Raw genomic sequence first — 20,049 nt, 5'->3', positions numbered from 1 at the left:
ATGAACGAAGCCAAGCTGGGCCCGGAACTGCGCGCGCAGTATGATATGATGTCGGTCGCCGCGCAGGCCGACGTGCCAGTCATCGTCAAGTACCGCGCGCCGGTTGCCGGTGTCGGCGTGGTGCGCACACTGCGCTTGCCGTCCGACGAGGAGTTTGGCGTGGCGCGGCACTACAGCGTCATCGCCGCCGTGGCCGGGCGCGCCACGCGCGCGCAGATCGGCGCGCTGACCGACGATCCGAACGTCGAGATGGTCTGGTACGACTCGCCGGTGCACGTCATGCTCGACGCGTCGGTGCCGCTGATCGGCGCGCCGAAGCTCTGGCAGAACGGCTTCACGGGTACGGGCATCAAGATCTGCATCGTCGACACCGGCATCGACCCGGACCATCCCGACTTCGCGGGACGGATCGCCGACCTGCACGACTTCACCGGCGAGGGCGTGCGCGACGGCCACGGCCACGGCACGCACGTTGCCAGCACGGCGGCCGGCTCCGGCGCGGCGTCGAACGGCAAGTACAAGGGTGTCGCGCCGGAGGCAACGATCCTCGTCGCCAAGGTGCTCGCCGCCAACGGTTCCGGCTCGACGAGCGACGTGATGGCCGGCGTCGAGTGGGCGGTCCAGCACGGCGCGAACGTCATCAGCCTGTCGCTCGGCTCCGATGGAGCGTCGGACGGCAGCGATGCGTTGTCGCAGACGTGCGACGCGGCGATGCAGATGGGGCACGTCGTCTGCGTGGCGGCCGGCAACGCCGGGCCGGGCGCGGGCACGGTCGGCTCGCCGGGCAGCGCCAAGCTGGCGATCTCGATCGGCGCGACCGACGATCTCGACGCGGTGGCCTCGTTCTCGTCGCGCGGGCCGACCGCCGACGGGCGCGTCAAGCCTGACATCTGCTTCCCCGGTGTGCGCATCGTGGCCGCGCGCGCCAAAGGCACCAGCATGGGCCGCGTGGTGGACGACAACTACACGGAAGCGTCGGGCACCAGCATGGCGACGCCGCACGCGTCCGGTGCGTCGGCCCTGCTCTTGCAGGCGCATCCCGGCGCGACGCCGGCGCAGATCAAGACGGCGCTGATGCAGACGGCGAAGAATATCGGGCTGGACAAGAATACGATGGGCGCGGGCCGCGCGCAGTTGGAGCAGGCCAACTCGGCGCTGACCCCGCCGACTCCGGCGCCAACACCCGAACCGCCGCCGCCCACCCCAACACCGCCGCCTACCCCAACGCCGCCTCCGCCGGCACCGACGCCGGAGCCGCCGCCCGGAGACGGCAAGAAGGGCTGCATGCCGGCTCTGTTGATGCTGCCGATGCTGTTGCTGACGGCGTTCAAGCGGCAGTAGCGCACACCACACAGAACTTGACACGGGCGTTCAAGTGAACGCCCGTCTTGCGTTTCACCACCGAGACTCCGAGGCACAAAGAAGAATTGCTCTCTGTGCCTCTGGGGTTGTGATCGAGGCCCGTATGAAAATCCTGACGCGTTCCGATTTGCAAAAATGTCTCAGCATGCGCGACGCCATCGAGGCGATGCGCGAAGCGTTCGCGCAGGTCACGAGCGGCGCGGCGAACGTGCCGCTGCGCGTGGGACTGCCCGCCGGTGACGGCGTCAGCCTGTTCATGCCGGCGCATCTGCGCGACTCGCACGCGATGGGGCTGAAGATCGTGTCGGTGCATACCGGCAACGGCGCGCGCGGCCTGCCGACCATTCTGGCGCTCGTCGCGCTGGTGGATACTGAGACCGGCGCGCCGCTGGCGCTGATGGAGGGCGCGTACCTGACCTCCATGCGCACGGCGGCCGGCTCCGGCCTGGCGACGGAGTACCTGGCGCGGCCGGATGCGAGCATCGCCGCAATCATCGGCGCGGGCGCGCAGGGCCGCGCGCATGCGCTGGCGATGTGCACCGTGCGCCCGATCAAGGAGTTGCGCGTGCTGGACAGCTATGCGCCGAGCGCGCAGGCGCTGGCGGTGGAAGTGCGCGCGCAATCCGGCGTGACGGTCCGCATCGTATCGTCGGCGCAGGAAGCGGTCGCCGGCGCTGACATCATCTGCTGCTGCACCACCTCCCCGACGCCGGTCTTCGACGGGCGCGACCTGAAGCCGGGCGCGCACATCAACGCGATCGGCGCGTACACGCCGGACACGCGCGAAACCGACGACGAGACGATGCGGCGCGTCAGTCGCATCGTGGTCGATTCGCGCGCAACGGTGGCGCACGAGGCCGGCGACCTGGTGATCCCGATCAAGAACGGCGTCATTCGGGAGATTGACATCACCGCCGAACTGGGCGAACTGGTGCTGGGGCAGAAAAGCGGCCGCCCTTCGACCGGTTCGACAAGCTCACCGACCGGCTCAGGGCGCGACGAGATCACGCTCTTCAAAGCGGTCGGCAACGCGGCGCAGGACGTCGCCGCCGCGACGGCGGCCCTCAACGCCGCGCTGCGTATGGGGCTAGGCGTTGAGGTGGATTTGCAGGGGTGAGCGTAGGTCGCAAAGGAAAGCGATCGCCCCGCATAGAATTTGCCATGCGGGGCGTTGTGTTTCTTGCGCTAGACGCTGGCGCGGAGATGGACGTGGGTTGCTCCTTATCGCACCTAATCCTCAGTCACTTTCAGTCGGGGTCGAGCGCGATTGTCTCCGCCGTTCCTCTGTCTGACACAGAACACATGTACTACGGTTTCTCCCGTATGTCAATTGGTAACGAGGCTATTGGCTACCTCGCGCATGGTGCAATATTTCGGTGGATTCCCGCGTGCGATATCGTTCATCCGTGCTTCTCGTAACTTTTGATCAGCTTGCTTCGCGGCGAATTACACCGTCCCAGGTTGTTTAGGCCAGTTAGTTTCTTGACCAGTTTCCCGATGCGTTTGTTTACCACATCTTGCCCTTTTTCTTTCACAGCTGACTTGTACAGTCGCAATTGGCTTGGGTTGGTCTCAATGGCGACAAATACCTGATCTGTGACATCGATAGGGTATCGTCCCCGAAACGTACGCAGGTTGTAGTCAACTACGCCTATCAGCTCGTCCATGTTTGTCTCCTCAATCTGTGTATTGCTGTGACCTCGCGATTTCTCGAGTAACCATTTGACTACTAAGCTCGCCGTGCTAGATGAGCGTTTCAGTTTTGCTCTCCTTTCCCTGGACCTGCCATTTTTGTCGCTCTGACCGGTTAGGATAGGGCCTCACGGTCGTGCGCCCTGTCGGTCGTCCCATTCGTGTCGATTCGCGTCATCCGCGGGTCGCCTGCCACAAAAGGCGAAGTTCCCGCCCGTCCTCGCACTTGAGACTCGTATTGTACACCCCCCATACTGGCCTAATTCTCCAATGTTCCTCTCACGCCCAAATAGTCAAGTGCACACATCCTCGATCAACTCTGCGCAGTGTGGGCACTTTCTGACACCCGTCTCGCCGGGTCATTCCCTCTCCAATGCCGCATAATCCGACTTGGCCAGCAACGCGGGCAGTCTCGAACCTTCGATCGCACACAGGAGTAATATCTTGGTGGAATTGTAGGCTCCGCGAGTGCGCCTGTCAATCATTCGACAGCCCGCGAATTTACCCGGGAACTGTCGGTACGCTCCAGTCCGTCATGCCGGCATGTAGTTAGCCGGCATCCATATCCGCCTGTGGCAAGCGTGCAGGCCGTGGATGCGCTGCCTGGATTCCGGCTTGCGCCGGAATGACGGCTCCTCCGTGGTGAATGAATCCGATTTGACCACCCGCCGGGCCCGTGCTAAACTGAAGCTAATCTTACGAAAGGAGGCGCACGAGATGCAAACGGTCACTGTTCACATGAACGTCGAATCCATGTTGTTTGCGCGTGCGCCTGAAACCGGCTCGTAAGCGGACTCCGTATCCGTCCGCACTGACGACCACAGGCGCGCGCCGCCCTGTGGTTTTTTTGCGCCTGAACGCCGAGCCACGGGGTACTACCTGCCGTGGCTTTTGCATTTTGACGCGCCCGTCAGGGCGAAAGGATTCCCGCGTTGAGTATCCCGCTTGAACAACCGGACGCCCCGGAACCGTTGAACAACAGCGCCGCTGCCGCGCCCGAATCTACCGACGATTCGTATGCCGACTACGAGGCGTTGTACGGCGAGCAGCCGCCGCGCATCGCCACCGCGAAGCAGACGCGCGCCCGCGCGGTGACCAGCCGCCGCCGCGCTGAGCTGAAGGCCGGGCTGGGCGACACGCGCCGCGACAACGAAATCGTTTTTACCTTCAAGGCGGCGCGCTTCGAGGAAACGTGGCTGATCGGCTACCTGAAGACGTTCTACGATGACCAGTTGATCACGGACGTCCTGCACGAGGTCAAAGGCGGCAAGGAGGCGACGGTCTACTGCTGCCGCGCGCACCCGCGCACCGGCGCCGATCTGCTGGCCGTGAAAGTCTATCGCCCGCGCAAGCTGCGCAACCTGCGCAACGACGCGCAGTATCGCGAGGGGCGCAAGGTGCTGGACGATGCGGGCAAAGAGGTGCTCGCGACGCGCGAACAACGCGCCATGGCAAAGAAAACGCGCTTCGGGCAGGAACTGCGGCACGGTTCCTGGCTGGGGCATGAGTACGAGACGCTGCGCCGCTTGCACGCGGCGGGCGCCGACGTGCCGCGCCCGGTCGCGCAGAGCGACAACGCGATCCTGATGGAGTACGTCGGCGCAGAGAGCGATCCGGCGCCCGCCCTGCACCAGGTGCGCCTGGGGCCTGACGAGGCGCGGCCGCTGTTCCGGCGGATCATGCGCAACATCGGCACCATGCTCGCCTGCGAGCGCATTCACGGCGACCTGTCGGCCTACAACGTGCTCTACTGGGGCGGCGACCTGCGCATCATCGACTTCCCGCAAGCGGTCAATCCGTACGAGAATCCGTCGGCGTACACGCTACTGGCGCGGGACGTGACGCGCATCTGCCAGTACTTCGCGCGCTACGGCATCCAGGCCGATGCGCCGAGCCTGGCGCGCAAGCTGTGGACGGAGCAAGTAGCGGCTAGTCGCTAGCTGCTAGTTGCTAGTACGGCGGATCGGCCGGGCCGGTGTACCCGCACAGCCCGACGCGCGGCGAGTTGACGAGTTCGATCGGCTCGCCATAGTTGTCGTGCGGGTGCTCGCGTATGTGCCGCGCGCACATGACGTTCCAGAGGTTATACTCGGCGACGCACTCCATGCACAGGTGCGTCGCCGGTTGGTCGCACTCCGAGCAAATCGACTCCGGCATCTGGTTGCGCGCCATCAACGCAATCGGGTGTCGCGAGGCGGGGCGCCCCTCGCGCGTTTCGAGCGACTTGATCAGCGTGACCGACTCCGTGCCGAAGTCGTAGATGTGCGTCAGCTTCACGCCCGGCCGCAACACCTCGTCTATGCGCCGACGTTTGGCAATTTCGTCGCCTGTCCAGCCGCCGACCGAAAACTGGCTCATGTGGCCGCAGCACTCCAGCCAGATCGCCCGCAAGTAGCCATCCAGATCCTCGAGGTGTGCCGAGCCGCGCATTTCCAGATCAAGCCAGAACATGGTCAGGCCGTCGGCCTCCACGCGCAGATGATATAGCGTCTCGCGCGGGAGCTTGCCGCGCTCGGCTTTCTGTATCGCCGCCTGGCGATCGGCGCATTTCTTGAGGTGCGCATTGATAGCCGATTTGGCGACCAGCGTGCCGCAGTACGAACAAACGCCTTTGGACATCGGTTTTCGTTCCACCACGAGGCCTCCGCAGCGGCGTGTTCACACGCCGATTACGATATGGTCGGCGTCTGGTTGCGTAGGGGCGGGTCTTTGACCTGTCCAGCGGGTCAGAGACCCGCCCCTACGCCAGCCGCCACATCCGTGCTTTCGCGAAACGGCTTTAGGTCTGTGCCCAATCCAGAAAGATACGCAGCAGCCCATCCAGTCGATGCGCCCGCGGCGCGGAACTGCGCGTCCTGCACCGCGCAGTGCATCCATTCGGTCCCGCCGGCCCGGGCATCGATTGCGTCAAACCGGCAATCGATTAGCGCTGTGCCGGCCAGGTCAATCGTCACGAGCCAGCCGGGATTGTCGAGCGACTGGATCGTCACGCCGTAGTGATGCTCCCACTCGCCGTCACAGCAGTTCCGGTACCAGTCCTGCAACCCCGCCAGCGCGCCTGTCATCGGGGGTTACTTGCGTCGCCGCTTGACGGGCCGTCGCTTGATCGTCTTTGACTGCGCCATGAGCCATGCCACCGCGCCGTGTGCGCGCCTCCAATAGTTCAGGTGATCGGTGACATAGTAGACCGCCTCGCTCTCGTCGCCCAGTCCGATATAGGGCGGGTGCGCAACCGGCACGCGCTTCGCGCCGGTCAGGTACGGCACCACGTGCGGGTTCGCCTTGATCGCCGCCTTGAGCGCGTTGACGGCCGCCGGGCCGTCGCCATTGCGCTTGAACGCCTGCAGCGCGCGCGTGTAGAGCCAGTTGGCGGTTGGTTGCTCGGCGTAGGCGTCAAGCAGGGCGTCGACATCGTCGTCGCGCTGCATGATCATCAGCAGGTTGAGCAGGATGTCGCGCACACCCTGATTGTCGTTCGGGTTCAACCGCAACATCTCACGCATCTCGGCCACGGCTTCGTCGAATCGGTGCAGCCGTTCGAGCGAGGTGGCGACGCCCAGCCGGGCGCGCATATACGGCCGCGTCTCGAAGACCAGCCAGAAATGGCCGACGTCCTCCGCAAACGTCTCGGGGCCGAGCGCGCGCTCGCCGGCCGCCACGCCGGCCCGGTAATACTCCAGCGCCTTCTCCACCGTCGGCGCTTCTTCCTCCGCCAGCAGCACGTACGCATCGGCGCAATCGGGCGACAGCGCCAGCGCATCGTGCGTCAGCGCGATGCGTCTGGCGGGGTTGCGCTCCTCGAACGCACGGTACATCAAGCCCTGCGCCTCATCCAGCTTGTCGTTCTTGCCGCGACGCGCCGGATCCATACCGCTGACCAGCGCCGCCATGCTGCCCTCCATCGCGCGGCGGTCGAAGCTTGGCATGTCGTCGTCCTCGTCGAGCGGATACTCGTCAAGCTGGGCCGGCCGTTCTTCCAGGCGCAGGTCCCCGGCGGGGTACTTCACGACGACGTCGACATTGCCGCTGTGCGTCTTCACGTTGATCGTCGCCTCGACCGGGAGATAGTCGCCGTGCCCGTCCGGTTTGAGGTGCGCGCGCGCAAATGCCGGCATGGCGCGCAATGCCGCCTCGAACCAGCGCAGATCGCCGGCCGACGGGCGCGTGACCTCGCCCTTGTTGTTGATAATGATCGCCACCGGATAGGCGTTGGCCCCGGCCACCTTCCAGCGATGGCGCCGGATCGCCTCCACGTCGCCCGGCAGCGCATCGCGCTTGTTGTCGTACGTCAGTGACAGGGCGCCCTCCTCCGGCATGCGCTCGACCGGCGGACTGTCGCTGTTGAACTGCATCATCAGGTCGTCCCAGCGGCGGTAGACGGCCAGGCCATATTCAACGCCGCCCTGCCCCATGGTCAACACGTAGCGGAAATCCGGTTCGGCCGAATGGCGTACCGCCAGAACCTGATGATTGCTGAGATGGACCCACGGCGCGCCGCGGTAGTAATCGGCCGCCGCATCGAAGAAGCCGGCTAGCAACTCCGGTGCTGCGCCCTTGACCGAGGTGATGGGCGGCACGGTACCCGGCCCGTGCATACTCGACTCCAGCATTTCGAGCATCTCGATGATTTCGGGCGGTACCGGCATCTCCGCGATCTCACAGTGCAGGTCTTCGTCACGCGAAAACAGTTCGAGGCTGCGTATGACCGCATCATCGGCGCCGATCAGTACGCTCGGGCAGGACGGCCCCATGCCGGGCGCCGCAGGCGCCCGCATTGCCTTGCCGACGGCGGACCCAATGTCTGACCCTACCGGGGCATGGTCGATCAGGTCGCTGCTCAAGATCATGCCGCTGTCATGGCTGACGACGAAGACCACATAGGGCGTCGACGGTTTGCCGTTGGCGCCCTTGATCGTCACGTCCAGGCGGTGCACCCCGACGAACCATTCATCGTCGCTGCGCGGCAGGCTGCTGAGGGATTGGGGTGTGCGGGGCATGATAGCTCCTTGCTAGTGTGAATGGACATCTACCACAACGAGACCTGGCGCGGAGGCGGAGGCAGCGCGTCCGGCGCATGCGCCCGGATCGCCGCCGCCACTTCGTCAAGCTCAGGGTTTTCCGGATCGATACGCTTTGCGCCACCGGCCAGCAATTGCGCGCGGTCACGCTGCCCAAACCTGGTGTCGAGGAAAGCGCAAGTCATTGAGACTGACCACTCCATTCGTTTTCGATAATACGGGCAACGACAAGCCATTGACCGTTCACTTGTCTCTCCATTGACTACTGGCTACTTGTTCCGATTCCGCTCCCACAGCAGCCGCAGGCCGAGCAGGGTCAGGTCGGGATCGACACGCTCGATGACCGGCGTCTGCGCGGCGATCAGGCCGGCCAGCCCGCCGGTCGCAATCACGCGCACGTTCCCGCCAAGTTCGCGCCGGATGCGCTCGGTCAACCCTTCGACGATGCCGACGTAGCCGTACAGGATGCCAACGCGCATCGCCGCATCGGTGCTCTTGCCGATCGCAGTCGGCGGGAACGTCAACTCGATGCGGTGCAGGCGCGCGGCGCGCGAGGCGAGCGCCTCAGCCGAGATGCCGACGCCGGGCGCGATGGCGCCGCCGATGTAGTCGCCGTCGGCGTTCACCACGTCCCAGGTCGTCGCCGTGCCGAAGTCGATCACGATGGCGGGCGCGCCGTAGAGCGCCTTGGCCGCCACGGCGTTCACGATGCGGTCGGCGCCGACCTCGCGCGGGTTGTCGGTCAGCACGCGCAGGCCGAGGTCGATGTCTACGCTGACGATCAGCGGGTCAATCTCCCAGTAGCGCTTGGCCAGGTCGCGGAAGACCGGCGTCAACGCCGGCACCACCGACGAGACGGCGCAGTCGGCGATCTGCTCGATGCGATAGCCGCGCCGCGCCAGGAACTCGTAGATCGTCACGGCGTACTCGTCGGCCGTACGGCGCGGATCGGTCGCCGCGCGCCACGAGTCGCGCAACTGCGTGCCGTCGTACAGGCCCAGCACGATGTTGGTGTTGCCGATGTCAACGGTCAGTAGCATGACAGGCTCCAGCTAGTCGCTAGCAGCTAGTTGCTAGTCACTAGTCGCTAGCTGCTAGTACCCCCGCATCTCCTTGTAGGCTGCCTCGAGCTTCGCCATCGTGAAGTGCGGGTCCTGCGCCGCATTGATGACGAATCGCTCCTTGCGGTCGAACTCGGCCGTGGCCGCCGCGACCTTGTGCGCGATCTCCTGCGGGATCTGCACGATGCCGTGCTGGTCAGCGTGGAACGGGTCGCCCGGGCGCACGAGCATGCCGCCAACATTGATCGGGATGGCCCATTCGCGCAGGTGCACATAGGCGTGCGAGACGAGCGTCGTGCGGGCGAAGAAGTGAAAGCCGAGTGCGCGCACTTCGGTCAGATCGCGCACGCCACCGTTCGTGATCGTGCCGACACAGCCCAACGCGCGGTGAACGCTGGCATTGACCTCGCCCCAGTACGAGCCGACCGGCACGTCGTCCTCGTCCTCGATGACCAGAATCTTGGGGCCAGGCGCGGCCTGCAACTGCCGGCGATACTCCCAGACGTCGGGCGTCTTCTTGGCCTCAAACGACGCGCGGATGCGCGCGGTGAAGGCGTAGCCGACCATCGGCGGCATCTCGGGGAACATGCACTTGATGTCGTACGCCATGAAGCCGATGTTGCGCGGCCGGATGTTGAACGTCTCAATGGCGTTGGCAATGCTGCACGACGAGAATTTCTTCAATTCCTCGATTTCGGCGGGAGAAAGCAGATCTGGCATCGATAACCTCCGGAGGCGAAAGAGTGAGCGTCTACGATACAGAGCGATTCTAGCACAGCGGGCAGGGCGGCACAAGTGCCTGCGGGACAACGGACACGGCAACTGACAGGCGGACACGACGTACGCGCAACCCCGTCATTCCGGCGGAAGTTGGTGATGCGCCAGGGACGCACACTCGCGCATGGAAATGGCCGTGTCGGTGTAGGGACGGGTCTTTGACCCGTCCGGTTGGCCAGGTCAAAGACCTGGCCCTACGCCTAGAGTTGCCAATTTCCATGGGAGCCGGAATCCAGGCAGGCGCAACCACGTCTTACGCGCTTGCCACATGCAAATCTGGATAGCCGCCGCGCACAGGACTAACTACTTGCCGGCATGATGGACTTGTGAGGTCCGACGGCGGGCCGGCATTCCCAGTACCTGAGCGCCCAATTGACAACCGCGCCCGCCCGCCCGATAATTCAAGCATCTACGCCAACCGGCGCGGACGGATCATTAACCCGCCTGTGTAGGAGGACCGATGAGCGAGAATCTACCCAATCGTGACGAACTGGAGCGCCGCATTGCCGCGCGCCTGGCGCAGTTGGACGCCGAGTCGCTGCGGCGGCTCGACGCCATCAGCGAGTATGCCGCCGACCGCGCGCGCCCCTTGCCGCTGCCGGTCGGCGGCGCCACCGCCGAAGCGCTCCCGCCGGCCAATGGCGGCGTCTCGCGCCGGCAGTTCCTGGTCGGCATCGGCGCGGGCGGCATGGTTATCGCTGGCACGGCTGCCGGCGGCGCGCTGATCGGCTCTGCGCTCGCCAGCCCCGAAGCCGACAAGCTCAGGGACATGCTGAAGCTGCGCGCGCTGGTCGCGCTCTACGAGGAGCTCGAAAAAGCCGGCCTCGATACGATTGTCGCGGCGGCCTTGCAGGCGGTCGGCGCGTCGCTCGACCTGACGAAGAACGTCGCCGGGGCGGTCAGCGCCGGCATCAAGGCGGTGGACACCGCCGTCGCGAACTTCGAGCGACTCTTCCCACTGGCGCGGCAGGCCGTGCGGCTGGTCGAGGGGTTGGTCAGCGCGCTGGCCAAAGCGGTGCGCGACGTGCAGCAGGCGCTCAACGACGTGACCGGCACGGTGCGCCCGGTCACCGATTCGATCGGCGCGTTCTTCAGCGACCTGCTGGACAAGATACCGTTCGGCGTCGGCGCGAACGTCAAGATGCTGATCAACAATCTCGTCGTGCTGGTGACATCGCTGCCGGCGTTCATCGAGAACATCAATACGCAGTTGATTGCGCCGCTGCGCACTGAGTGGTTCAGCGACGACGACACGAAGGGGCTGAAGGGCAACCTGCTGGAACCAGTGCGCAAGAACCTGCTGCTACCGGCGGACGCACTGGTGACGCAGACCGGGAAGGTGGCGGACGACTGGCAGAAGACGGTGACGCCGATCAACCGGGCGCTGGCCCAGCGCGCTGACGTGCGCAAGCAGATTGTGGATGTGCAGGAAGGTCGCCTGCCGACGCCGGTGCCGACGCGCTAGCGCCGGCGCAACCGGAGCATCAGGACGACGCGGCCGGGGCAAACAGGCGAATATCCATCTGCGCGCCGGTGCGCACTAGCTCCTCGGCGCTGTCCAGCAACTGAGTGGCGACGGCTTCGGAGACATACGCTTCGCCGCAGCGGGGGCAGATCTGCGCCGGCACCGCCTTGAACACAAACTGAAGGCTATCGCGTTCCAGCCTGACCGTGGCGGATCCACTCTGCAATTCCGCCCCTTCGCAGACAGCGCATCTCATACCACGCGCCGCCGGAACTGGTCGGCCCATTGCGCGGGGTCCGGCTCGTAAGCGGTGATGCCGATCACCGCATCCTGCGCGGCATCGAACGCCGCCACGACGTGTACCGGGCGTTTCGCGATCCACCCCAAAATCAACTGGCTCGGATAGAGCGTGTCGGCCGAATAATCCTCAATCGGTTTGCCGTGCTCCACGACGGTCCGCACGTCGGCGGTGGTGATGCCGCGCTCAAACATTCGCTCGACCGCGTGCACGCGATACGTTATCTGGCCGACTTTCATGTGCTGTGTCAAACCCTCTCGCATGTCTCGCAACAACCTGCCGCGTCCGAATAGTAGTCGCGGCGCCCGGCTGTCGGGCGGCGGTACGTCGCCGGCAACGAAGAGTTAGCCCGGTTCGAGGTCGTCAAGCACGAGCACGTTGATTTCCGTCACGCGCTTGAGACGCGCGTCGTTTGTGAAGAAGGCATCGCAGCCGGCACTGAGCGCAACGGCCATCTGATATGCGTCGGTCAGCGAGAGGTTGTAGTGCGCTCGAAATTCAGCTGCCTTTTCAGCGATCGTCGCGTCGATCATTCGGAAGTGCATATTGGCATTGGCAGCGATCAGGTCCCTAAATTCCTGCAATAGCTCAATGTTGTTAGCGCGGAATGGCGCGACGAGGCATTCTGAAAGCGTGATGGGCGAAGTGACAGCCAGCAATTCACCGGCGTCAATGCGATCAAATACGGGCACAACGCGCGGCAGATACAGTGCATTCTCTTCGACATAGTAGACGATGGGCGGCGTATCCAGGAACAGCCGCGAAACTGTCTGAATCCGCTGCGATACATTCACGGTTCGCGCCTCAATGACCGCTCTCGTTCTTCGTCAGCTTCCTGCCGTGTGCGCGAGATGTAAGCTTGTGCGTCCTCGCCAAAAAGCGATGGTCGAGCGGCGCCACGAATAGTTCGCCATTTCCGCCGCGGATGTTCCACCGCTGCGCTATGGCGCGCCTTCTCGACCAGCCGCTCTGCCAAAGCGATCAGTTCGTCCGCAGTCAGGCTATCGGCCTGCTTGAGCAGGCTCTCGAACAATTGCTGGCTCATGGTCTCTGCCTCCTCAATCTGATCCCCAGACGATTTTGCGGCAAATATCCGGCTGGCGCAAATGGAGGCGACGAGCTTCCCTGGGATGACGCGTCCCCAAACAGCAGGCGCACGCCGTGTGTGGCGTGCGCCCGATTCGTGTTCCGGCCCTCCCGTCGTCCGCTACTTCTTCCGCTTCGGCTTCGCCGCCGGCGCGGCGCTGGCCGCGATCTTCACTTCGTCGATCTGCGCTTTCTGCAGCGCGCCGCTGTAGTCCACGTAGATCGACTTCCACTCCGTGAACGTGTCGATAACCGCCATCGGGCCACCCTCGCGGTGACCGTTGCCGGTCGCCTTCGTGCCGCCGAACGGCAGGTGCGTCTCCGCGCCGATCGTCGGCGCGTTGATGTAGACGATGCCGGTGTAGAGGTCGCGCATCGCCGCGAACGCCTGGTTGATGTCGCGCGTGTAGATCGACGACGATAAGCCGTACTCGACCTCGTTCGCGATCTCGATCGCCTCGGCCAGCGTCTTGATTGGCACGACCGTCAGCACCGGCCCGAAGATCTCCTCGCAGGCGATCCGCATGCGCCGGTTGGCGTCGGCGAAGATGGTCGGCGCGATGAAGTTGCCCCTCTTATGCTTGTCGGCCGTCAGCGCATGGCCGCCGGTCAGCAGGCGCGCGCCTTCGGCCTTGCCGATCTCGATGTACTCCAGGATCTTGACCTGCGCCTCGGCGTTGATGATCGGCCCGACCTGCACCGACTCGTCCAGGCCATCGCCGATCTTGAGCGCGCGCGCCCGCGCGACGAGCATGGCGAGGAACTTGTCGTACACGCCCTCCTGCACCAGCAGGCGCGAGGTGGCGGTGCAACGCTGGCCGCTGGTGCCGAACGCGCCCCACAGCACGCCCTCGACCGCCAGGTCCAGGTCGGCATCGTCCATGATGATGATCGGGTTCTTGCCGCCCATCTCCAGCGAGATGCGCTTGTTCATGCGCCCGCCGATCTCGCCGATGCGCGTGCCGACCGCCGTCGAGCCGGTGAACGAGATCATGTTGACGAGCGGGTGCTCCACGAGCGGCGCGCCGGCGTTCGGCCCATCGCCGCTGACCAGGTTGATCACGCCCGGCGGGATGCCGCACTCGGCCAGCAGCTTCACGAAGTTGACCGCCGTGAGCGGCGTGTCCTCGCCCGGCTTCCAGACGACCGTGTTGCCGCAGACCAGCGACGGGATGATCTTCCACGACGGCACGGCCATCGGGAAGTTCCACGGCGTGATGACACCGATCACCCCGACCGGCACGCGCACGCACATGGCGAATTTGTTCGGCATCTCCGACGGGGTCGTGAGACCGTACAGGCGGCGGCCTTCGCCCGCGATCAGGTACGACATGTCGATCGCTTCCTGCACATCGCCGCGCGCCTCATTGATGACCTTGCCCATCTCGCGGGTCAGGTCGCGTGCAAACGCTTCCTTATGCTCCATCAGCCGCTGGGCGAAGGTGTAGATCAGTTCGGCGCGGCGCGGGGCCGGGAACGCGCTCCAGGCCGGATAGGCGGCGCGGGCGGCCTGCACGGCCGCGTCGATGTCTTCCGCGCCCGAATCGGGGAAGCGGCCGATCACCGCGCCGGTCGCGGGGTTGCGGTTCTCGTATGTGCGGCCCGACCGGGCCGGCACCCATTTGCCGTTAATGAAGTTCTTGTAAATCAGCGCTCTGCTGGGGCTCATTCAAGTCCTTTCTTCACAGCATTTCTATCCGCGAATAACGCGAATCTAGACGAATTGATCGGCTTTTCATTCGCGGTAAGCGTTCAGTCCAGTTTGTCATTGCGAGCGGTTTTTGCGAAGCAATCTCCGCCCGTGTTGGGTGAGAACGCTGCAGTGAGATTGCTTCGTCGCAGTCAAAGACCCGTCCCACCATTGGCAGGACTATTCTCATGCGCGGGGTGTGCGCCCCCGGCGCATCACCAACTTTCGCCGGCATGACGGCTTGGCCGCCAGCCGCGCCCAAGTTTCTGGGGCCACAACATGGCGGCCCCACCATGATATTCTCGCAATGACGCCTGAATGGTTACCATTCGCGAAGATTCGCGTTATTCGCGGATAACGGTTTTGACTCTGCCACTACCACCCGACCGCGCAACCGTCGGAGCGCGGCTCGCTGCCGGCCAGGATCGCGCCGCTCTCGCGGTCGACGGCGACCACCTGCCCGCGCCCGAATGCCGGGCTCCACCATGGGCTGACGGTCAGTTTGTGACCGCGCGCGGTCAGTTCGGCGCGCACGGGCTCCGGCACGCCGGGCTCGATGCCCGCCGCCGCGCCGTCGTCCACGCGGAAACGCGGCACGTCGAGCGACTCCTGTACGTTGAGGCCGAAGTCGGCGAGATTGCACATGACCTGCATGTGTCCCTGCGGCTGCATGAAGCCGCCCATCACGCCAAACGAGATGACACGGTACGGGAGCGCATCGTCGAGCGGCACAGCCATGGCCGGGATGATCGTGTGATAGGGGCGCTTGGCCGGCGCGATGACGTTGCGGTGCGTCGAATCCAGCACGAACAAAGCGCCACGGTTCTGCAGGGCGATGCCGGTGTCGCCCGCCACCAGGCCCGAGCCGATGCCCATGTAGTTCGAGCAGATGAACGAGCAAGCGTTGCCCCAGCGGTCGGCGACCGAGTGGTACTCGGTGCTGCTGCCGGCCGGCGGCTTGCCCGGCAGGTTCTCCGGCGCGGCGCGCTTCATGTCGATCAGCTTGCGGCGCTCGTCGGCGTAGGCGGCCGAGAGCAGGCCGGCGATCGGCACATCGGCCATGCGCGGGTCGGCGATGTATTTCTTGGCATCGGCGAAGGCGATCTTCATCGCCTCCATCAGCACGTGCAGGTAGTCGGCGCTCAGGTGACCGAGCGCCTTCAGGTCGAAGCCCTTGACGAGGTTGAGCGCCATCAGCGCCGCGATGCCCTGCCCGTTCGGCGGGCATTCGTAGACGCGATAGCCGCCGTAATCGGCCGTGATCGGCTCGTCCCAGGTGCTCGTGTGGTCGATGAAGTCCTGCAAGGTGAACAGGCCGCCGTTCTCGTCCGAGCAGTTGACGATCTTCTCGGCGATCTCGCCCAGGTAGTAGGCGTCGCGGCCCTGGTCGGCGATCATGCGCAGCGAGCGCGCCAGATTCGGGTTGCGGAAGAGTTCACCGGCGCGCGGCGCGCGGCCGTTCGGCCAGTACGTCTTCACGGCATCGGCGCAGTTCTTGATGCGCTCGCCAACGCCCAGCCAGGCTTTGGCCGTCATTTCCTGCACGGGGAAGCCCTCGCTGGCCAATTCGATCGCCGGCTGCAGCACCTGCCCGAGCGACATTGTGCCGTGCCCGTTCAGCAGCGTCGCCCAGCCGTCCACCGCGCCGGGGACCGTTACGGCGAGGATGCCCAACTGCGGCATCTTGTCATGCCCGTGATCGCGGTACCACTTCGCGGTCGCCTTCTGCGGCGCGCGGCCGCTGCCGTTCAGCGCGGTGACCTTGCGCGTCTCGGCGACGTAGTTGAGCGAGAACATGTCGCCGCCGATGCCGTTGGTCATCGGCTCGGTGACGTTCATCGCGGCGCTGGCGGCGACCGCCGCGTCGAACGCATTGCCACCCTGCATCAGGATGCGCAGGCCGGCCATCGAAGCCAGCGGCTGGGTGGTCGAAACGATGCCGTTCCTGGACATCACGATCGAGCGCCGTGACGGGAAGCGCTCGCCGGAAAGCGGTGTGTTCATGGCTGCCTTTACTTGGAAGTGGAGTGGGTGCGCCCAGCGGGGATCGCCGCGCCGACCCATCTTACTAAGGATTAGAGCGCGAGGCAAGTTCCCTCGCCTGCGACGCCGCTTTTGCGTCGCGGGCGAGGGTTAGGGAGAGGGCAGGCTGTGCGTTTCGCCGCTTGTGAGCAAGATTGAAATGCCTCTATGCTACAATGGCAGTATGCGATTACCCCGGATGCGGCGATGACGCTGGCGCTCGTCGCCGCCATGGCAATTGAACTGGAACCGGCGCGCAAAGCGGCGCGCGCGGTCGAGGACAGCCGCCCGCTCGGCCAGGCAGTCTATTGCGGGCGCATCGGTGCGCACGACGTGGTGCTGGCCGAGACCGGCATGGGCAAGGTGCGCGCGGCCGCCGTGACGCAGGCGCTGATCGAGCGCTACGGCATATCGCGGCTGATCATGTTCGGGTCGGCCGGCGCAGTGAACCCGAAGCACGACGTCGGCACGATCATCGTCGGCCGGCAGTTGATCCAGCACGATTTCAGCCTGTTCTCGGGGCGCGCGATGCTCGGCTGGGGGCGCGACTGGGTGCCCGCCGACAAGCGGTTGAGCGCGCAGTTGCTGGCGGCCGGCAAGCGGCTTGGCCTGCCGGTGGCGCCCGGCCGGATCGTCACCGGCGACCAGCCGGTCGCGCACGACGAGACACGCCAGCGGCTGTGGTCCGAGTTCCGCGCGGACTGCGTCGAGATGGAAGGCGCGGCCGTCGCCATGGTCTGCCACCTGAACGGCGTGCCGTTCGCCATCGCGCGCGGGCTGACCGACCGCGCCGACGCGCAGGCGGTGCGCGCGTTCCGCCGCCGCATCCGCGACGTGTCGAAGCAGGTTGCCGGGCTGGCTGTCGAGTGCGTGCGCGGCTTGTAAAGCATCATCCGCGAAGGCACACGAAGGAACACAAAACACCAATCCGCGAATAATGCGAATCGACGCGAATATGGCTTTACCGGCATTGAATATGTGCCAGCAACCACGTGAACAATTCGTGTTCCTTCGTGTCACTTCGTGGACAACTTGATTCTGGAGGCCATGATGCCCAACACGTTCATCAACCCGGACGGCCTGTCGGCGCCAAACGGCTACACGCACGTCGTCACGTCCACCGGCCGCCGCACGATCCACATCTCGGGACAGGTCGCATTCGACCGCAGCGGGCAGATCGTCGGCGCGGGCGACCTGCGCGCTCAGACGGTGCAGGCGTTCGAGAACCTGCGCGTCGCACTGGCCGCCGCCGGCGCAACGTTCAACGACATCGTGAAGATGACGACATTCATCGTCAACTACAAGGCTGAGGTTCGCCCGCTGCTGCGCGAGGTGCGCATGAGCTACCTGAACGCCGCGCAGCCGCCGGCGCACACGCTGGTCGGCGTGCAGGCGCTGGCGCTGCCCGAGATTATGATCGAGGTCGAGGCGACCGCCGTCCTGGATTGACTGCGTCCGCGCCAGACGTAACAGACATAAAGCAAACCCACCACAAAGTCACAAAGACACAGAGATTGATTGGTTGTTGCCTTTGTGCCTTGGTGTCTTTGTGGTGGGATCTTGATTTTCAAAGGCCCAACCATGCCGCAGACGCCCCACGTCGAGAAACACTTCACCGGCAACGAGATGATCCGCGACATCGTGATCGGCATGTCCGACGGGCTGACCGTGCCGTTCGCGCTGGCGGCCGGCCTCTCCGGCGCGACCGACCAGACGACCATCATCGTGACGGCCGGGCTGGCCGAGATGGCTGCCGGAGCGATTGCCATGGGGCTGGGCGGCTACCTGGCTGCGCGCAGCGACACGGAGCACTACGACAGCGAGCAACGGCGGGAAGAGCGTGAAATCGTCGAGAAGCCGGATGCCGAAGTTGCCGAGGTGCGCGACATCCTGCACGGGCTGGGCGTGCCGGCCGCCGCCGGCGAGACGGTCGTCGAGGCGTTGAAGCAGAACCCGAAGGCGTGGGTGGAGTTCATGATGAAACTGGAACTCGGGTTGGAGAAGCCCGACCCGAAGCGCGCGCCGATCAGCGCGTTTACCATCGGCGGCTCGTACGTCGCGGGCGGCATGATCCCGCTGCTGCCGTATTTCTTCAGCGCCAGCGCCAGCGGCGCGCTGATCTATTCGGTGGTGTTGACCTTGATCGCGCTCGCGCTGTTCGGCGCGTTCAAGGGATACTTCACCGGCGTGCAGCCGATCCGCAGCGCCATCCAGACCGTGATCGTCGGCGGGCTGGCCGCCGCGGCAGCGTTCGGGATCGCGCGCGCGATCAGCTAGGGCAGATTGCAGAATGATTGGGCACGGCCGTGTATGGCTACACCTGATGGCGTAGGGACAGGTCTCTGACCTGTCCTGCGCGGGCGTTCACAGATCAGACCCTACGTGGCTTGGGCACGTGAACGGGTATGCTCCATGTTTCTGCAAACCGCTCTAACCGGCTATCGTGTGGCCGCGACCGGTGGTTGCGCGATCCACAAACCAAAAGCCCCGACCGGGTCAGTACCGGTCGGGGCTGTGTCACTGCCGCTTGCGGCAGTGACGGCTCGTTGGAGCGTTACTTCATTACGCTGCCGTCCGGCGCGACGACGTACCAGACCGTGCCAACGGCCTGGCCGGTGGTGTCACCCGGGTTAATGTCCTTGGCATAGTAGTACAGCGGCATGCCCTTGTACGTCATCTGCATGGTCCCGTCTTTGCGCGGGGTTGTGCCGATCAGCGACGCCGTGACGCCGGCCTGGACTGCCGGCTGGCCGAGCACCAGCAGCGGCGGCCAGGCCTGTTCGCACTTGTCGGTGCAAACGCTGGTGTCCTTGGTGTCCTTCGTGTACATGTACAGTGTGCGGCCCGCTTCATCCGCCAGGAACTGGCCCAGTTTGTCGTTCTTGATCACCTGAAGCCCGGACGGCTTGATGATGTTGCCTTCACCCGACACTACCCACCAGACCTTGCCAACGGCCTGCCCCTTGGTCGGCTCGGCGGTCGAATCCTGCGCGTAGTAGTAGATCGGCCAGCCGTTATACGTCAACTGCATCGTCCCGTCTTTACGCTGCGTGGCGCCAACCAGCGCCTCGTTGACGCCCTCTTTAACGGTCGGCTTGCCAAGCGGCACGACGACCGGCCACGCCTGCGCGCACTTGTCATAGCAGTTGCTGACGTTGAGCGTATCCTTAGTGTACATATACAGCGTGTGGCCGTCGCCATCGGCCAGGAACTTGCCGAGCTGCGCGTTCTGCATGAGTTGCAGCGTGACCGCCTTCGGCGCCGGCGGCGGCGTGGTAGGCGCCGCGGTAGCCGCGGCGGTCGGCACAACCGCTGCAACCGTTGGCGGCACGGCAGTCGGTGGCACAGCGGTCGGTACAACCGGCACGGCGGTCGGCGCTGTGGCCGGCGCGGTGGTCGGGGCCGGTGTTGCAGCGGCGCCACAGGCCGCCAAAGACATCACAACGACCACACCGAGTATGGCCATGACGAAACGATGGATACGCTTGTGTTGCATATTCTGATTCCTCCCCCTGATTGAGACGCAGATAGACATTTGGGCGATCCTGGGGATCGCGACACATTCAGCGCTATGGACG

At 64.9% G+C, this 20,049-nt stretch carries 20 protein-coding genes; 7 read left to right on the top strand and 13 right to left on the bottom strand.

Annotated features, from left to right (window positions below):
- A complete protein-coding gene (locus tag HZB53_07025; protein ID MBI5877385.1) occupies positions 1-1,341 on the top strand; it encodes a S8 family peptidase in 1,341 nt (446 codons plus the stop codon).
- A 124-nt stretch (positions 1,342-1,465) separates the two neighbouring features.
- Positions 1,466-2,479, top strand: coding sequence for an ornithine cyclodeaminase family protein (locus HZB53_07020; GenBank protein MBI5877384.1), 1,014 nt, complete (start codon positions 1,466-1,468; stop codon positions 2,477-2,479).
- 283 nt (positions 2,480-2,762) lie between these two features.
- Here the strand turns inward: HZB53_07020 and HZB53_07015 are convergent, their stop codons facing one another.
- Complete coding sequence (locus tag HZB53_07015; protein ID MBI5877383.1) at positions 2,763-3,029, bottom strand: hypothetical protein; 267 nt, start codon at positions 3,027-3,029, stop codon at positions 2,763-2,765.
- Between the two features lie 957 nt (positions 3,030-3,986).
- Here HZB53_07015 and HZB53_07010 point away from each other — a divergent pair.
- Positions 3,987-4,994, top strand: coding sequence for a hypothetical protein (locus HZB53_07010; GenBank protein MBI5877382.1), 1,008 nt, complete (start codon positions 3,987-3,989; stop codon positions 4,992-4,994).
- A gap of 10 nt (positions 4,995-5,004) precedes the next feature.
- Here HZB53_07010 and HZB53_07005 read toward each other — a convergent pair whose 3' ends face one another.
- The 5 genes from HZB53_07005 to HZB53_06985 all read right to left on the bottom strand — a co-directional run bounded on the left by HZB53_07005 (position 5,005) and on the right by HZB53_06985 (position 9,853).
- The gene (locus tag HZB53_07005; protein ID MBI5877381.1) at positions 5,005-5,691 is read right to left on the bottom strand and encodes a hypothetical protein; all 687 of its coding nucleotides are present in this window, start codon (positions 5,689-5,691) and stop codon (positions 5,005-5,007) included.
- 89 nt (positions 5,692-5,780) lie between these two features.
- Positions 5,781-6,119 (bottom strand): immunity 53 family protein, encoded by a 339-nt coding sequence (locus tag HZB53_07000; protein ID MBI5877380.1) that lies wholly within the window; start codon positions 6,117-6,119, stop codon positions 5,781-5,783.
- A gap of 6 nt (positions 6,120-6,125) precedes the next feature.
- A complete protein-coding gene (locus HZB53_06995; protein MBI5877379.1) occupies positions 6,126-8,051 on the bottom strand; it encodes a hypothetical protein in 1,926 nt (641 codons plus the stop codon).
- Between the two features lie 290 nt (positions 8,052-8,341).
- Complete coding sequence (locus HZB53_06990; protein ID MBI5877378.1) at positions 8,342-9,112, bottom strand: type III pantothenate kinase; 771 nt, start codon at positions 9,110-9,112, stop codon at positions 8,342-8,344.
- A 54-nt stretch (positions 9,113-9,166) separates the two neighbouring features.
- Positions 9,167-9,853, bottom strand: coding sequence for an RraA family protein (locus HZB53_06985; protein ID MBI5877377.1), 687 nt, complete (start codon positions 9,851-9,853; stop codon positions 9,167-9,169).
- A 517-nt stretch (positions 9,854-10,370) separates the two neighbouring features.
- On the opposite strand from HZB53_06985, the gene HZB53_06980 reads away from it, so the two are divergent.
- Positions 10,371-11,375 (top strand): hypothetical protein, encoded by a 1,005-nt coding sequence (locus HZB53_06980; protein ID MBI5877376.1) that lies wholly within the window; start codon positions 10,371-10,373, stop codon positions 11,373-11,375.
- 19 nt (positions 11,376-11,394) lie between these two features.
- On the opposite strand, the gene HZB53_06975 is transcribed toward HZB53_06980, so the two are convergent.
- The 6 genes from HZB53_06975 to ggt form a co-directional block, all read right to left on the bottom strand.
- Entirely contained in the window at positions 11,395-11,601 is a 207-nt protein-coding gene (locus HZB53_06975) for a type II toxin-antitoxin system MqsA family antitoxin (GenBank protein ID MBI5877375.1), read from the bottom strand.
- 26 nt (positions 11,602-11,627) lie between these two features.
- Positions 11,628-11,912, bottom strand: a complete 285-nt coding sequence (locus tag HZB53_06970; GenBank protein ID MBI5877374.1) for a DUF4258 domain-containing protein — start codon at positions 11,910-11,912, stop codon at positions 11,628-11,630.
- 105 nt (positions 11,913-12,017) lie between these two features.
- On the bottom strand, positions 12,018-12,467 hold the full coding sequence (locus HZB53_06965; GenBank protein ID MBI5877373.1) for a type II toxin-antitoxin system VapC family toxin: 450 nt from the start codon (positions 12,465-12,467) through the stop codon (positions 12,018-12,020).
- Complete coding sequence (locus HZB53_06960) at positions 12,464-12,718, bottom strand: hypothetical protein (protein ID MBI5877372.1); 255 nt, start codon at positions 12,716-12,718, stop codon at positions 12,464-12,466. The genes HZB53_06965 and HZB53_06960 overlap by 4 nt, the downstream gene beginning before the upstream one ends.
- Positions 12,719-12,880: 162 nt before the next feature.
- Positions 12,881-14,428, bottom strand: a complete 1,548-nt coding sequence (locus HZB53_06955) for an aldehyde dehydrogenase family protein (GenBank protein ID MBI5877371.1) — start codon at positions 14,426-14,428, stop codon at positions 12,881-12,883.
- 396 nt (positions 14,429-14,824) lie between these two features.
- A complete protein-coding gene (ggt, locus tag HZB53_06950) occupies positions 14,825-16,453 on the bottom strand; it encodes a gamma-glutamyltransferase (protein ID MBI5877370.1) in 1,629 nt (542 codons plus the stop codon).
- 186 nt (positions 16,454-16,639) lie between these two features.
- On the opposite strand from ggt, the gene mtnN reads away from it, so the two are divergent.
- The 3 genes from mtnN to HZB53_06935 all read left to right on the top strand — a co-directional run bounded on the left by mtnN (position 16,640) and on the right by HZB53_06935 (position 18,748).
- Complete coding sequence (gene mtnN, locus HZB53_06945; GenBank protein MBI5877369.1) at positions 16,640-17,356, top strand: 5'-methylthioadenosine/S-adenosylhomocysteine nucleosidase; 717 nt, start codon at positions 16,640-16,642, stop codon at positions 17,354-17,356.
- A 162-nt stretch (positions 17,357-17,518) separates the two neighbouring features.
- The gene (locus HZB53_06940; protein ID MBI5877368.1) at positions 17,519-17,920 is read left to right on the top strand and encodes a RidA family protein; all 402 of its coding nucleotides are present in this window, start codon (positions 17,519-17,521) and stop codon (positions 17,918-17,920) included.
- Positions 17,921-18,052: 132 nt separating this feature from the next.
- Positions 18,053-18,748, top strand: coding sequence for a VIT1/CCC1 transporter family protein (locus HZB53_06935; GenBank protein MBI5877367.1), 696 nt, complete (start codon positions 18,053-18,055; stop codon positions 18,746-18,748).
- A 277-nt stretch (positions 18,749-19,025) separates the two neighbouring features.
- Here HZB53_06935 and HZB53_06930 read toward each other — a convergent pair whose 3' ends face one another.
- On the bottom strand, positions 19,026-19,967 hold the full coding sequence (locus tag HZB53_06930; GenBank protein MBI5877366.1) for a hypothetical protein: 942 nt from the start codon (positions 19,965-19,967) through the stop codon (positions 19,026-19,028).
- Positions 19,968-20,049 lie beyond the last annotated feature (82 nt).

It is taken from the genome of Chloroflexota bacterium (assembly GCA_016235055.1).
Classification (GTDB): Bacteria; Chloroflexota; Anaerolineae; order JACRMK01; family JACRMK01; genus JACRMK01.
The sequence above is the reverse complement of the archived record's forward strand: the minus strand, read 5'-3'. Positions and strand labels throughout refer to the sequence as shown.